14 protein-coding genes are annotated in these 13,383 nt (G+C 67.0%); 2 read left to right on the top strand and 12 right to left on the bottom strand.

From position 1 onward, the window contains the following. The 5 genes from zapE to argH all read right to left on the bottom strand — a co-directional run bounded on the left by zapE (position 1) and on the right by argH (position 5,349). On the bottom strand, positions 1-1,179 hold the full coding sequence (gene zapE, locus AC07NY_RS05195) for a cell division protein ZapE (protein WP_494582283.1): 1,179 nt from the start codon (positions 1,177-1,179) through the stop codon (positions 1-3). Positions 1,180-1,385: 206 nt separating this feature from the next. Then, a complete protein-coding gene (locus AC07NY_RS05190; RefSeq protein WP_492285085.1) occupies positions 1,386-2,216 on the bottom strand; it encodes an ABC transporter substrate-binding protein in 831 nt (276 codons plus the stop codon). A 36-nt stretch (positions 2,217-2,252) separates the two neighbouring features. Then, complete coding sequence (locus AC07NY_RS05185; RefSeq protein WP_494582281.1) at positions 2,253-3,047, bottom strand: amino acid ABC transporter ATP-binding protein; 795 nt, start codon at positions 3,045-3,047, stop codon at positions 2,253-2,255. Beyond that, the gene (locus AC07NY_RS05180) at positions 3,044-3,937 is read right to left on the bottom strand and encodes an amino acid ABC transporter permease (RefSeq protein WP_492285087.1); all 894 of its coding nucleotides are present in this window, start codon (positions 3,935-3,937) and stop codon (positions 3,044-3,046) included. Before AC07NY_RS05180 ends, AC07NY_RS05185 begins: the two co-directional genes overlap by 4 nt. Continuing rightward, positions 3,934-5,349: an argininosuccinate lyase gene (argH, locus tag AC07NY_RS05175; protein WP_494582279.1), complete on the bottom strand. Its 1,416-nt coding sequence runs from the start codon at positions 5,347-5,349 to the stop codon at positions 3,934-3,936. The genes AC07NY_RS05180 and argH overlap by 4 nt, the downstream gene beginning before the upstream one ends. A gap of 94 nt (positions 5,350-5,443) precedes the next feature. On the opposite strand from argH, the gene AC07NY_RS05170 reads away from it, so the two are divergent. Both AC07NY_RS05170 and AC07NY_RS05165 read left to right on the top strand, forming a co-directional pair. Beyond that, entirely contained in the window at positions 5,444-6,370 is a 927-nt protein-coding gene (locus AC07NY_RS05170; protein ID WP_494582277.1) for a LysR family transcriptional regulator, read from the top strand. 54 nt (positions 6,371-6,424) lie between these two features. After that, entirely contained in the window at positions 6,425-6,811 is a 387-nt protein-coding gene (locus AC07NY_RS05165; protein ID WP_494582275.1) for a SpoIIAA family protein, read from the top strand. A gap of 3 nt (positions 6,812-6,814) precedes the next feature. Here AC07NY_RS05165 and phoB read toward each other — a convergent pair whose 3' ends face one another. The 7 genes from phoB to AC07NY_RS05130 all read right to left on the bottom strand — a co-directional run bounded on the left by phoB (position 6,815) and on the right by AC07NY_RS05130 (position 13,349). Beyond that, positions 6,815-7,522: a phosphate regulon transcriptional regulator PhoB gene (phoB, locus tag AC07NY_RS05160; RefSeq protein WP_047576054.1), complete on the bottom strand. Its 708-nt coding sequence runs from the start codon at positions 7,520-7,522 to the stop codon at positions 6,815-6,817. Between the two features lie 13 nt (positions 7,523-7,535). Then, positions 7,536-8,255, bottom strand: a complete 720-nt coding sequence (gene phoU, locus AC07NY_RS05155) for a phosphate signaling complex protein PhoU (RefSeq protein ID WP_492285091.1) — start codon at positions 8,253-8,255, stop codon at positions 7,536-7,538. A gap of 23 nt (positions 8,256-8,278) precedes the next feature. Then, positions 8,279-9,079, bottom strand: coding sequence for a phosphate ABC transporter ATP-binding protein PstB (gene pstB, locus AC07NY_RS05150; RefSeq protein ID WP_199091950.1), 801 nt, complete (start codon positions 9,077-9,079; stop codon positions 8,279-8,281). A gap of 45 nt (positions 9,080-9,124) precedes the next feature. Further along, positions 9,125-10,009 carry a phosphate ABC transporter permease PstA gene (gene pstA, locus AC07NY_RS05145; protein WP_494582273.1) on the bottom strand — a complete coding sequence of 295 codons (885 nt, stop codon included), beginning with the start codon at positions 10,007-10,009 and terminating at the stop codon, positions 9,125-9,127. 11 nt (positions 10,010-10,020) lie between these two features. Continuing rightward, on the bottom strand, positions 10,021-10,995 hold the full coding sequence (gene pstC, locus AC07NY_RS05140; protein WP_492285094.1) for a phosphate ABC transporter permease subunit PstC: 975 nt from the start codon (positions 10,993-10,995) through the stop codon (positions 10,021-10,023). A 156-nt stretch (positions 10,996-11,151) separates the two neighbouring features. Beyond that, entirely contained in the window at positions 11,152-12,177 is a 1,026-nt protein-coding gene (gene pstS, locus AC07NY_RS05135) for a phosphate ABC transporter substrate-binding protein PstS (protein ID WP_494582271.1), read from the bottom strand. A 113-nt stretch (positions 12,178-12,290) separates the two neighbouring features. Next, entirely contained in the window at positions 12,291-13,349 is a 1,059-nt protein-coding gene (locus tag AC07NY_RS05130) for an ATP-binding protein (protein ID WP_492285096.1), read from the bottom strand. Positions 13,350-13,383: the final 34 nt, after the last annotated feature.

Genomic DNA, 13,383 nt, shown 5'->3' with positions numbered 1-13,383 from the left:
TCAGGTCTCGACCAGGCCAGTGGTGTCGCCGCTCGCCGCGGAATCCGGCCGACCATGCGGCATCGCGAGATACTCCTCGGAGCGCATCTCGATCAGGCGCGAGACGGTGCGGTCGAACTCGAAGGCCTCGCGCTCCTTGCTCGCGCGATAGAGCTCATGCGGCTCGGCCGCCGCCGAGGCGACGAGCTTCACATGATGCTCATAGAGCGTATCGATCAGGATGATGAAGCGCTTGGCCTCGTTGCGCCGGTCGAAATCGAGGATCGGGATGTCGTCGAGCACCAGCGTGTGGAAGCGCTGCGCCAGCGCGATGTAGTCGGAGGCGCCATAGGCCTGCGCGCAGAGATCGGCGAAGCCTGCCCGCGCGACGCTGCCGGCCGCCTCCGGCAGGACGAGGTCATGCCCCTGCACGGTGAGCACCATGCGCTGCCCCTGCGCCTTGCCCGACAGGGCTTTGAAGGCTGTATCGAGCGCGGCCCTCGCCTTCTCGTCGGCCGGGACATGATAGACCGGCGCGCCGCCGAGCTTCTCCAGCCGGAAATCGGTGCGCGCATCGAGCTTGAGGACCTCGACCTTGGTCTGCAGCAACTCGATGAAGGGCAGGAACAAAGCCCGGTTGAGCCCGCCCTCATAGAGCCGCGACGGCTCGACATTCGAGGTCGCGACCACGACGACGCCGGCCGCGAACAGCGCCGTGAACAGCCGGCCCAGGATCATCGCATCGGCGATATCGGTGACGGTGAATTCGTCGAAGCAGAGCAGATAGGCCTCGTCCGCGAGGTCCGCCGCGACCGGCGCGATCGGGTCGGAATCCTTGACCTCGCCGCTTTTGATCTTCTGGCGATAGGCGTTGATGCGGCCATGGACGTCGGCCAGGAACTCGTGGAAATGCACGCGGCGCTTGCGCTTCACCGGCGCCGCCTCGAAGAACATGTCCATCAGCATGGTCTTGCCGCGGCCGACCGAGCCCCAGACATAAAGACCCTTCGGCGCCGCCGCCGTGTCGGGCTTGCGGCCGAAGAGCCAGCCGAGCGCGCTGCCCTTGCGGGCGAGCCGGCGGGCGGCGAGCGTCTCGGTCAGGGCCTGGAGCTTCCTGACCACCGCGACCTGCGCGGGATCGCGCTCGATGGCGCCCGCCTCGACCAGGGCGGCGTAACGGTCGGTGATCGAGGCTGACATGACGGCGGGCGCTGGCGATCCGGATGAGACCTGACCGGGTTACGGCAGCGCAGCCGCCCCGGCAAGCCCGCCGGGATGTTTCCGGGGAGGAACGTCATTCTCGGGCGACGCATCGCGTCGACCCGAGAATCTCATGACCAAAGAGCGCTGGTTTCCGAGATGCTCGGGTCGAGCCCGAGCATGACGTGCAGATGCTCAGGCCGGGCTCACTTGCCCTGGTTGATGGTGACCGGCTTCACCGCGTTGTTGGCGAGGCCGTACTTCTCGATCAGCTTGTCATAGGTGCCGTTGGCCTGGAGCCGGTCGAGCGCGCCCTTGACCGCGTCGCGCAGCTGCGTGCCTTCCGCCGTCTTGGCGAAGGGGATGCCGGCCAGCGAATGGGTGAAGGGCTTGCCGAGCGGGATATAGGTGTTCGGCTCCAGCTTCTGGAAATGGCTCATCGTCTCGCTACCCTGGACGCCGCCCTGCAGGCGCTGCGTCTTAAGCTGCGTGCGGGCGTCGACCGAACCCTCGGTGCCGACCACGTTGATCGCCGGCTTGCCCTTGGCGACGCAGTTCGCCTCGCTCCACTCGCCGATCTGACGCGGCCAGTTGGTCGAGCGGCTGGCGCCGACGCTCTTGCCGCAGAGGTCCTCGGGGGTCTTGATCGTGTCCTTGAAGGCGGTGACCGTGTAGAACTGCGCGCCGGAATCCATGTAGTCGATGAAATCGGCGGTCTCGCGCCGGGCCGGCAGGTCGCTCATGCCCGCCATGACGGCATCGACGCGGCCGGTCTGCAGCGAGGGCAGCATCTGGGCGAAGGCGGTCTCCTGCCACTCGACCTTGACGCCGAGCTCCTTGGCGATGGCCTCGCCCAGCTCGATGTCGAAGCCGGCGAGCTGGTTGGTGGCGACATCCTTGAAGGCGATCGGCGGATAGTTCGGCTGGGTCGCGATCACGATCTTGCCGGCGGTCTTGACGCGCTCAGGCAGGGCCTGGGCCTGCGCGGCGAGCGCGGTGCCGGCGAGCAGCGCGGCGGCGATGGTCAAACGAAGCATGTGGTCTCTCCCTCTCTTGAATGAATGCAGTTGCCGTCACTTCAGGACGGCTGCGATGAAGTCGCGCGTGCGCGCCTGGCTGGGCGAGACGAGCACGGTCTGCGGCGGGCCCTGCTCGACGATCTCGCCCTTGTCCATGAAGACGACATCGCCCGCGACCTCACGCGCGAAACCGAGCTCGTGAGTAACCACGATCATCGTCATCCCGGACGCCGCGAGATCGCGCATCACGTTGAGCACCTCGCCGACGAGCTCCGGATCGAGTGCCGAGGTCGGCTCGTCGAACAGCATCAGCTTCGGCTTCATCGCCAGCGCCCGGGCGATGGCGACACGCTGCTGCTGCCCGCCCGACAATTCGCTCGGATAGGAATCGCGCTTCTCGGCGAGGCCGACGCGCTCCAGCAGCGCCATCGCCTCGGCGATGATCTGCTTGCGCGGCTGCTTCAGCACGGTCAGCGGCCCCTCGATGATGTTCTGCAGCGCCGTCATGTGGTTGAACAGGTTGAAGCGCTGGAACACCATGCCGGTGGCGAGGCGCTGGCGTGCGATCTCGACATCGGTCAATTCGTGCAATTCGTCGCCGACGCGGCGATAGCCAATCAGCTCGCCATCGACGCGGATCGCGCCCTGGTCGATCTTCTCGAGCTGGTTGATGCAGCGCAGCAGCGTCGACTTGCCCGAGCCCGACGGCCCGATGATACATTGCACCGTGCCGGGCTCGATCGAGAGCGAGACGTTGTTCAGCGCCTTCAGGTCGCCGAAGAGCTTGCTGACATTGGCGATCGTGACGATCGCGCTGTCGGCCTTGGCCTGGGTCTCGACCGCGCTCATGCCGCGTCCTCCTGCACCGCCGCGCGTTTGACGCGCCGCCCTCCCCGCCCCTTCGAGAAATGGCGTTCGAGGAAATACTGTCCGACCTGCAAGATCGTGACCACGAGCAGGTACCAGCCGGCCGCGACGATCAGCAACTCGATGACGCGCGCATTGGCGTAGTAGATGGTCTGCGCGTTGCGCAGGATCTCGGCATACTGGATCACGCTGGCGACCGAGGTCAGCTTGACCATGCTGATCACCTCGTTGCCGACCGGCGGGATGATGACGCGCATCGCCTGCGGCAGCACGATTCGGCGCAGCGTCGTCAGCCGCGTCATGCCGATCGACTTGGCGGCCTCGGTCTGCCCGGTATCGACGGAGAGGATGCCGCCGCGCACCACCTCGGCGGTATAGGCGCCCTGGTTCATGCCGAGCCCGAGCAGCGTCGCCATGAACGGCCCGATGATGTCGATCGTGCGCCAGGAGAACAGGCCGGGAATGCCGATGGTCGGAAAGACCAGCGCCAGGTTGAACCAGATCAGGAGCTGGAGCAGCAGCGGCGTGCCGCGGAAGAACCAGATGTAGAACAGCGCGACGCTGCGCAGCACCGGGTTGGGCGACATGTACATGATCGCGAAGACGACCCCGAGCACGATGCCGAGTGTCATCGCGCAAGCCGTCATGATCAGCGTGTTGCCGAGGCCCGCAATGATCGCCGGCGCCGTGAAGAACTGCCGCACCACCGGCCAGGCGATGTCGCCCTCGACGAAGGCCATCACGATCCAGGCGAGGATCGCGAGGATGACGGCGGAAGCGAACCAGCGCCCGTAGAAGCGCCGCGGCACGATCCTGAGCTGCGAGACCGCCGCGAGATCGCGGCTGCTGATCGAAGATGTCGCGTCGCTCATCGCCCGCCCTCCCGGCTCCAGGTTTCGAGATCGGCGAGCTTGCCGCGGAAGCGCGCGATCTGCTCGCGCACCCGCTCCGGCGCCGTGCCGCCACGGCCGCTGCGCGCGGCGACCGCGGCATCGAGCGTCAATTGGTCGAGCACGCCGGCGTCGAGCCGGGGATCGACGGCGCGCAGATCGACGGCATCGAGCGATTCAAGCTCGCGGCCCATCTCCTCGCAATAGCGCACCAGCGCACCGGTGATCTCATGCGCCTCGGCGAAGGGCACGCCCTGGCGCGCCAGATGATCCGCCACCTCGGTCGCCAGCGCGAAGCCGGAGCCGGCCTGCGCCCGCATGATCGCGGGGTCGGCGCTCATGCTGGCGATCAGGCCGGCGAAGGCGGGCAGCACCTCCTCCAGCACGTCGACGGCGTCGAAACCCGTGCGCTTGTCCTCGGCGAGGTCGCGATTATAGGACAGCGGCAGCCCCTTCAGCGCACCAAGCATGGTCACGAGGTCACCGGCCAGCCGCGCCGCCCGGCCGCGCGAGATTTCGGCGATATCCGGGTTCTTCTTCTGCGGCATGATCGAGGAGCCCGTCGCGAAGGCGTCGTCCAGCGTCACCCAGGCGAATTGCCGGGAGGTCCACAGCGTCACCTCCTCGGCGAGCCGCGACAGGTTCGTCGCCAGCATCGCCGCGACGAACAGGAATTCCGCGACATGGTCGCGCGCGCCGACCGCATCGACCGAATTCTCGAACGGCCCGTCATAGCCGAGCGCCTGGGCGCTGAGTTCCGGGTTCAACGTGATCGCCGAGCCTGCGAGCGCCGCCGCCCCCAGCGGGGACTGGCCCGAGCGCTTTTCCCAATCGGTCAGGCGCGAGGCGTCGCGCATCAGCACCTGGCCATGCGCCATCAGCCAATGGCCGAAGGTGACGGGCTGGGCGCTCTGGAGATGGGTGAAGCCGGGGCAGACCGAGGCCGCATGCTCTTCGGCCTGGTCGGCGATCGCGGTGAGCAGCTCCGCCAGCATCCCGGCGAGCGTGCGCGACTTCCCCCGCAGGTAGAGCTTGAGATTGTTCGCGGCCTGGTCGTTGCGGGAGCGCCCGGCGCGGAGCTTCGCCCCGGTCGGGCCGATGCGCTCGGTCAGGATGCGCTCGATGAAGGTATGAACGTCCTCGTCGTCCGGCCCCGGCGCGATCCGCCCCTCGACCGTGTCGCGGGCGATCCCGTCGAGCGCAGCCAGGATGGTCTCGAATTCCTGGGCCGTCAGCAGGCCGGCGCGCCCGAGCTCGGCCGCATGGGCCTTGCCGCCCGCAACATCCTGCGGCACCAGCCGGGCATGCTCGCCGGCCGCACTCGACAGCTTCATCAGGCGCGGGTCCGGCTGCTTGCGGAAGCGGCCGCCCCAGAGACGGGTCGTCTGGTTCATGATGTCGTTCTCCCCTGCGGGAAGAATGGCCTCTTGACCGAGACACCGGCAAACGAAACGATCTCCGCCACGATAGTCCAAAAAGGAATACCCCATGGCGGCCGGCCGGCCCCCTCCGTCATCGACCGCGCTCAGGGCCTTCGCCACCGTCGCGAGGCTGGGCTCGACCGCGCGTGCCGCCCAGTCGGTCAACCTGACCCAGAGCGCGGTCTCCAAGCAGATCCTTTCGCTGGAGCACCATCTCGGCGCCGTGCTGTTCGACCGCAGCCCGCTCGGACTCAAGCTCACCGAGGCCGGCGCGATCTACCTGCCCTATGCCGAGGCTGCGCTGGAGCAGATGGAGCGCGGCGCGCGGCGTCTGGTGGAGCGCAACGCCATCGCCCGGCCGATCCGCCTGCATATGGTCGCGATCGCCGGTGAGCGCTGGCTGATGGCGCGCTTCCCTGCGTTTGCCGAGGCCCATCCCGGCGTCGACGTGCAGTTCACCAACTATGTCAGCGAGAGCGAGACCGAGGAGCCGGATATCGAGATCGCCCATGGGGTCGAGCCCTGGCCCGGCAAGGAGGCGCATTATCTCTTCGGCCGCGATGTCGCGCTGGTCGCCGCGCCCAGCCTGATCGAGCGCATGGGCGGCTTCCGCCGCGCCGCCGACATCCAGAAGGCGACCCTGCTCCAGCATTACCAGATGCCGACCTTCTGGGCCGAGTTCACCGAGGCGCATGACCTGCGCGGCGCGGTGCCCGAGCACACCGTGCGCTACGGCTATTATTCGGTGATCACCAGCGCCGCCGTCGCCGGCTTGGGCTTCGCGCTGGCGCCACGCTGCTATGTCGCCGACGAGCTGGCTTCGGGTGCGCTGGTCAATCCGCTGGGCCTCGGCTTCACCAGCGCGATCGGCTGCTGGCTGACGCGCCCGCTCGACCAGCCGCCGCGCCCCGGGCTCGACGCCTTCATCGCCTGGCTGAAATCAGAAGCCGCCCAGTTCGACGCCGCCACGCGAGCACCTGTCCAACCCGCCTGACCGGCTGGCGAAACCTCCTCTTCCTCCGTGCGTTGTCGTTGGCAAGGAGGAGCCATGCTGACCATTCTGCCCGCGCCGGATCATGTCGCAGCCTATCGTCTGATGCAGACGCTGACCGGGGAGGATGTCGACGCGATCATGGCCGATATCGACACGAAGCTCGCTCGCCACGAGAAGATCGGCGTGCTTGTCGATCTCTCCGACTTTACCGACCTGACGCTCACCGCCGCCTGGAAGGACGCGCGCTACAGCATCGGCAAGCTCTGGGAACTCAGGCGCTTTCCGAAAGAGGCGGTGATCACGAACAAGGGCTGGCTCGCCGGCTTCATCGATCTGCTCGATCCGGCGATCCCCTTCGTCAAGGTCCGCGCCTTCAAGCCCGAGGACTATGACAAGGCGCTGGCATGGGCCGGCGATATCGAGGGCGGCCCCGACGCCTGAGGCTTACGCGGCACCGCCGCGCGCGAAGGTCTCGTCGAAGGCATAGCCGGCACCGCGCACCGTGCGCAGCGGATCCTTCGCATCGCCCGGCGTGATCGCCTTGCGCAGCCGCCCGACATGAACATCGACCGTGCGCTCGTCGATATAGACGTCGCGGCCCCAGACGGCATCGAGCAGCTGGGCACGGGAATAGACCCGGCCCGGCGCCTGCATCAGGAATTCCAGCAGGCGGAACTCGGTCGGGCCGAGATGGAGTTCGCTGCCCGCGCGGCGGACGCGCCGCGTCGTGCGGTCGAGTTCGAGATCGCCGGCCGCCAGCAGCCCCGCGACATGGCCGGGCTTCGCCCTGCGCAACAGCGCCTGGATGCGCGCGATCAGCTCCGGCAGCGAGAACGGCTTCACGACGTAATCGTCGGCGCCGGTCGCAAGGCCACGCACGCGCTCGGTCTCCTCGCCGCGCGCCGTCAGCATGATGATCGGCACGCGCTCGGTGTCGCGGCGCGAGCGCAGGCGCCGGCAAAGCTCGATGCCGGACAGGCCCGGCAGCATCCAGTCGAGCAGGACGAGATCGGGCGTGTGATCGCGAAGATGCAATTCCGCATCGTCCCCGCGCGCGACGCTATCGACCTCGAAGCCCTCGGCTTCGAGGTTGTAGCGCAGCAGCAGGGTGAGCGGCTCCTCGTCCTCGACGATCAGGATGCGTGCGGCCATGTCGGCTTTGACCTCAGTTTCCCGTCACCGCTTCGACCTCGATATTGGTCGTGTCGAGCTTGGGGCGGTTCGCATCGAGGGAATCGCCGGTGACGAGGTAATGGATGGTCTCGGCGATATTGGTGGTGTGGTCGCCGATGCGCTCGATGTTCTTGGCGCAGAACAGGAGATGCGTGCAGAAGGTGATGTTGCGCGGATCCTCCATCATATAGGTCAGGAGTTCGCGGAACAGCGAGGTGTAGAGCGCGTCGATCTCGTCATCGCGCTTCCAGACCTCGAGCGCCTTCTGCTCGTTGGTCGCGGCATAGGCGTCGAGCACGTCCTTGAGCTGGGCCTGCACGAGGCGGCTGATATGCTCGAGGCCGACCACCGCGCGATGCGGCGGCTGGAACTGCCCGGCGATCGCGACGGCGCGCTTGGCGATGTTCTTGGCGAGATCGCCGACCCGCTCGATGTCGGAGGCGAGGCGGATCGCCGAGATCAGCTCGCGCAGGTCCTGCGCCAGCGGCTGGCGCCGGGCGATGGTGAGCACGGCCTTCTCCTCGACCTCGCGCTGGAGATTGTCGAGGCGCTGGTCGGCCGAGATGATCTTCTGGGCGAGCGCGGTATCGCGGCGAACGAGCGCCACCGTGGAATCGCCCAGCATGCGCTCGGCCATGCCGCCCATTTCGGCGAGGCTGCGGCGGATGCCTTCAAGGTCGGTGTCGTAGGAGCGGACGATGTGGTCGGTCATAGGGGTGTCCTCCTCGTCGCCGCTTAGCCGAAACGGCCGGTGACGTAGTCCTGGGTCTGCTTCTTGGCGGGATTCATGAAGATCGTGTTGGTCGGCGCGAACTCGATGACCTCGCCTAGATACATGAAGGCCGTGTACTGCGAGATGCGCGCCGCCTGCTGCATGTTGTGCGTGACGATGGCGATGGTGAAATCGCTCTTCAGCTGCTCCAGCAGGTCCTCGATCTTGCCGGTCGAGATCGGGTCGAGCGCCGAGGTCGGCTCGTCGAACAGGATCACTTCCGGCTTCTGCGCGATGGTGCGCGCGATGCACAGGCGCTGCTGCTGGCCGCCGGAGAGGCCCATGCCGGAGCTCTTCAGCTTGTCCTTGACCTCGTCCCAAAGCGCGGCGCGGCGCAGGGCGCCCTCGACGCGGTCGTCGAGCTCCGACTTCGGCGGCTTCTCGTAGAGGCGGATGCCGAAGGCGACGTTGTCGTAGATCGACATCGGGAACGGCGTCGGCTTCTGGAACACCATGCCGACGCGCGAGCGCAACTCGTTCACGTCGACGTCGTTCGAGATGATGTTGCGGCCGTCGAGCATGATCTGCCCTTCCGCGCGCTGCTCCGGATAGAGCGAGTAGATTCGGTTGAAGATCCGCAGCAGGGTCGACTTGCCGCAGCCCGACGGGCCGATCAGCGCCGTGACGTGGCGATCGCGGAAGTCGAGATTGATGTTCTTCAGCGCCTTGTGCTCGCCGTAGTAGAAATCGAGGTTCTTCACCGCGATCCGGACGGGCGCCTCGGCATCGAGCGACTGGGGGGAGAGTTCAAGGGTCGAAAGCATCGACTTAGGTCCTCAAGGTCGGTCGCGACCGGGTTGGTTTCAGGCTCACTTGCTGCCGGCGACGATACGCCGGGCAACGATCGAGAGCACGAGGATCGAGACGGTAATGATGAGCGAACCGGCCCAGGCGAGCTGCTGCCAGTTCTCGTAAGGGGCGGAGGCGAACTGGTAGATCGTCACCGGCAGGTTGGAGACGCCGCCGACCAGCGTCGGCGAGAACCAGAAATTGTTGTTGAGCGCGGTGAAGAGCAGCGGCGCGGTCTCGCCGGCGATGCGGGCGAGCGCCAGCAGGATACCGGTGACCATGCCGGCCTTGGCCGCGCGCCAGGTCACCGAGGTGATGACGACGGAAGGCGGCGCGCCGAGCGCCGCACCCGCCTCACGCAGCGGGCCGGGAACGAGGTTCAGCATGTCCTCGGTGGTGCGCACGATCACCGGGATCGCGATAATGCCGAGCGCGACGCCGCCGGCCCAGCCGGAATAGCCGCGGAACGGCTCGACCAGGATGACGTAGACGAACAGGCCGATCAGGATCGACGGCGCCGAGAGCAGGATGTCGTTGATGAAGCGGATGAGGTTGGCGAGCTTCGAGCTGCGACCGTATTCGGCGAGCCAGGTCCCGGCGAGCACGCCGATCGGCGTGGCGATGGCGATGCCGAGGAAGGTCAGCACGAAGGAGCCGACGATGGCGTTGGCGATGCCGCCGCCTTCCGTGCCGGGGCCGGGCGTGACCGCCGTGAAGGTCGCGACCGAGAGGCCGCCGATGCCCTTCACCACGAGCATGCCGAGGATCCAGAACAGAACGAAGATGGCGGTGAAGGTGAAGCCGGTGGCGATCACCTTCATCAACCGGTCGGCGGTACGGCGCGACTGACGCACGCGCCCCCAGGGCTGGTGAGGCAGTTCGCGAGGTGTGGTCGTCATGGTCATGGGGTTGAGCCTCAGTAGCGCTTGACGCGGGCGACCAGCAGCCGCGCGATGACGAGGACGACGAAGGTGACGAAGAACAGGATGCAGCCGAGCGCGATCAGCGCGTTGAGCTGCAGGCCCATCGCCTCGTTGAACTCGTTGGCGATGCGCGAGGCGATGGTCGAGCCGGGATCGAGGATCGAGGCCGAGAGCCGGTTGGCGTTGCCGACGACGAAGGTAACGGCCATGGTCTCGCCGAGCGCGCGGCCGAGCCCCAGCATGATCGCGCCGATGATCGAGACGCCAGCCTGCGGCACCAGCACATGGCGCACGACCTCCCAGGTCGTCGCGCCGATGCCATAGGCGCTCTCGCGCAGCACCGAGGGGATCTGCTCCAGCATGTCGCGGGTGATCGAGGCGATGAACGGCACGATCATGAAGGCGAGGATGATGCCGGCGGTGAAGATGCCGAGGCCCGAGGGCGAGCGCGAGTAAAGCACCGTGCCGACGATCGGCATGCCCTCGACGATATTCGAGAGCGGGATCTGCACATAGGCCGCGAAGAGCGGCACGAAGACGAACAGGCCCCACATGCCGTAGATGATCGAGGGCACGGCGGCGAGCAGCTCGATCGCGGTCGAGACAGGCCTTTTGAACCAGGCCGGCGCGAGCTGCGTCAGGTAGACCGCGATGCCAAGCGAGAGCGGCACCCCGATCACCAGCGCGATCAGCGCCGTCGAGAGCGTGCCCACGATCGCCGGCCAGGCGCCGTACTGCTCGTTCTGCGTGTCCCAGACGCTGGAGGTGAGGAAGCCGAGGCCGAATTCGCGGAAGGCCGGCCAGCCGCCGATGATCATCGAGATCATGATGCCGGCGAGCAGCACCAGCACCAGCAGGGCCGCGCCGAAGCTGGCATTGCGGAAGAACAGGTCGAACCCGGCCTTCGGCGTTTTCCGCACGATCGGCGTCGCGCCGGGAATGCTCGTCATGTCGGTTGCTGCGGTCATCCGCGGAGGCTCCGGTGGCGTTGCCGGGATCGTCGGAAGACCCGCCCGATCCCAGCCCTCATCCTGAAGAGCATCCCGAGGGGGCTCCTCAGGATGAGGGCTTGAAGAGTGCGGCGAGGCGGGTCGAAACCCGCCTCGCCTGTTCGATCGCAGCGATCAGAAGATCGGCTTGCCGGCCGGATCGGTCACGCCCTTCCAGGCATTGCGGACCTGATCCTTCACATTCGCCGGCAGGGCGACGTAGTCGAGCTCGCTGGCGAGCTTGTCGCCGGACTTGTAGGCCCAGTCGAAGAACTTCAGCGCGGCCTGCGTCTCTTCCGGCTTCTCCGGCTTGGCATAGACCAGGATGAAGGTCGCCGAGGTGATCGGCCAGGCATCCGCGCCCTTCTGGTTGTTCAGCGAGATGCCGAAGCCCGGCTGCTCGTTCCAGTTGGCGTTGGCGGCCGCGGCCTGGAAGGCCTTCTCTTCCGGCGCCGGGAAGTTGCCGTCGGCATTCTTCACCAGGGCGTGGGAGAGCTTGTTCTGCTTGGCATAGGCATACTCGACATAGCCGATCGAGTTGGCGACCTGCTTGACCGAGGCCGAAACGCCCTCGTTGCCCTTGCCGCCGATGCCGACCGGCCACTGGACCGACTGGTTGGCGCCGATCTTCGACTTCCAGTCAGCCGAGACCTTGGCGAGATAGTCGGTGAACACGAAGGTCGTGCCCGAGCCGTCCGAACGGTAGACCGGGTTGATGTTCGCGTCCGGCAGGGTGACGCCCGGGTTCAGCGCAACGATCTTGGCATCGTTCCACTTCTTGATGTCGCCCAGATAGATCTGGGCGATGAGTTCGCCCGAGAGCTTGAGCTTGCCCGGCTCGACGCCGGCGATGTTCACGGCCGGCACGACGCCGCCCATCACGGTCGGGAACTGGATCAGGCCATCCTTGGTCAGGTCCTCGCCCTTGAGCGGGGCGTCGGTGGCGCCGAAGGCGACGGTCTTGGCCTTGATCTGGCGGATGCCGCCACCCGAGCCGATCGACTGGTAGTTCAGGCCGGTGCCGGTCTCCTTCTTGTAGGCCTCGGCCCACTTCGAATAGATCGGGAAGGGGAAGGTCGCGCCGGCGCCGGTGATGTCGGCAGCCTGGGCGGAACCGGCGATCCCGGCGGCAACGGCCGCGAGAACGAGAATCTTGCGCATGTGAGATGTCCTCATCTGGTCGCTATATGCAGCGGCCCTGTCAGAACACCCTCTGTATGACAGCCAAATGACAATCCGTCATGAAAGCTGTCATAGATGCCCGCATGCACCGTCTAGCCGTGGGCTCGCCCGGCCTCGAAGCGTGGCAGGATCGCCTTGAAGGTCGCGCCCTCGCCCGGCTTGCTCTCGATCGTCAGGCGCCCGCGATGGCGCAGCACGATATGCTTCACGATGGCGAGACCCAGGCCCGTGCCGCCGGCTTCGCGGCTCGCGGCGGTGTCGACCCGGTAGAAACGCTCCGTCAGGCGCGGCAGATGCTCCGGCGCGATGCCCGGCCCGTCGTCGCGCACGCTGAAGCTGGCCTCGCCCTCGCCGGTCTCGACGGTGATCGCGACCTCGCCGCCGGGCTTGCCGTATTTGATCGCGTTCTCGACGAGGTTCTCCATCAGGCGCAGCAATTCGTCGCGGTCGCCCGGCACCTGCAAGGCCTCGCGCGGCGTCTTCAGCGCCAATGTGACATCGCGCTCCCTGGCCATCAGCGTCAGCGAGTCCACGATCTCGCGGGCGATGCCGGCAAGGTCGACCGGAGTATCCGGCGCGACATGGGCGCGTTGCTCGATCCGCGACAGCGAGAGCAGGTCGTCGACGAGCCGCGCCATGCGCAGGCCCTGCTCGCGCATGATGCCGAGGAAGCGCTCGCGCGCCCGCTCGTCGTTGCGCGCCGGCCCTTGCAGGGTTTCGACGAAGCCGAGCAGCGAGGCCAGTGGCGTGCGCAGTTCATGGCTGGCATTGGCGACGAAATCGACGCGCATGCGCTCGATCACGCGCTGCTCGCTCAGGTCCTGGAAGGTCAGCAGCGTCGCATGGCGCAGGCCGCTGTCTTTCAGCGCGGCGATATGGATGCGGAAGGTGCGCTCGACCGGCACACGCTCGACGAGCTCGACGGTCTTGCGCCCGCCTTCGACCGCGACCTGCTCGATCGCATCGTTGAGATCGGGGTCGCGCAGCACCAGCGCGAGAAGCTTCCCGACGGCAACGCCCGGGATCAGCGCCTGCATGGCCGGGCTCAGCGCCTGCGCCACGCCCTGGCCGTCGAGCAGAACGGCCGGCGCGCCGGACGCCTCGATCACGTCCCGCACCAGCGCGGCATTGGAAGCGGATAGGTCGACCATGGAAAGCCCGGAGACAGACGGCGGATGCCGACGG

It is taken from the genome of Allobosea sp. GW821-FHT09G06 (assembly GCF_059416005.1).
Note: the sequence above shows the minus strand (reverse complement) of the source record. Positions and strands in the feature narration are given on the sequence as shown.

Excerpts from the sequence above, each read along its gene's own strand:
- zapE (WP_494582283.1), bottom strand. The coding sequence starts at position 1,179 with ATGTCAGCCTCGATCACCGACCGTTACGCCGCCCTGGTCGAGGCGGGC.
- pstC (WP_492285094.1), bottom strand. The coding sequence starts at position 10,995 with ATGACCGCAGCAACCGACATGACGAGCATTCCCGGCGCGACGCCGATC.
- AC07NY_RS05130 (WP_492285096.1), bottom strand. The coding sequence starts at position 13,349 with ATGGTCGACCTATCCGCTTCCAATGCCGCGCTGGTGCGGGACGTGATC.
- AC07NY_RS05170 (WP_494582277.1), top strand. The coding sequence starts at position 5,444 with ATGGCGGCCGGCCGGCCCCCTCCGTCATCGACCGCGCTCAGGGCCTTC.
- AC07NY_RS05190 (WP_492285085.1), bottom strand. The coding sequence starts at position 2,216 with ATGCTTCGTTTGACCATCGCCGCCGCGCTGCTCGCCGGCACCGCGCTC.
- AC07NY_RS05165 (WP_494582275.1), top strand. The coding sequence starts at position 6,425 with ATGCTGACCATTCTGCCCGCGCCGGATCATGTCGCAGCCTATCGTCTG.
- pstS (WP_494582271.1), bottom strand. The coding sequence starts at position 12,177 with ATGCGCAAGATTCTCGTTCTCGCGGCCGTTGCCGCCGGGATCGCCGGT.
- AC07NY_RS05185 (WP_494582281.1), bottom strand. The coding sequence starts at position 3,047 with ATGAGCGCGGTCGAGACCCAGGCCAAGGCCGACAGCGCGATCGTCACG.
- argH (WP_494582279.1), bottom strand. The coding sequence starts at position 5,349 with ATGAACCAGACGACCCGTCTCTGGGGCGGCCGCTTCCGCAAGCAGCCG.
- pstA (WP_494582273.1), bottom strand. The coding sequence starts at position 10,009 with ATGACCATGACGACCACACCTCGCGAACTGCCTCACCAGCCCTGGGGG.
- phoU (WP_492285091.1), bottom strand. The coding sequence starts at position 8,255 with ATGACCGACCACATCGTCCGCTCCTACGACACCGACCTTGAAGGCATC.
- pstB (WP_199091950.1), bottom strand. The coding sequence starts at position 9,079 with ATGCTTTCGACCCTTGAACTCTCCCCCCAGTCGCTCGATGCCGAGGCG.
- AC07NY_RS05180 (WP_492285087.1), bottom strand. The coding sequence starts at position 3,937 with ATGAGCGACGCGACATCTTCGATCAGCAGCCGCGATCTCGCGGCGGTC.
- phoB (WP_047576054.1), bottom strand. The coding sequence starts at position 7,522 with ATGGCCGCACGCATCCTGATCGTCGAGGACGAGGAGCCGCTCACCCTG.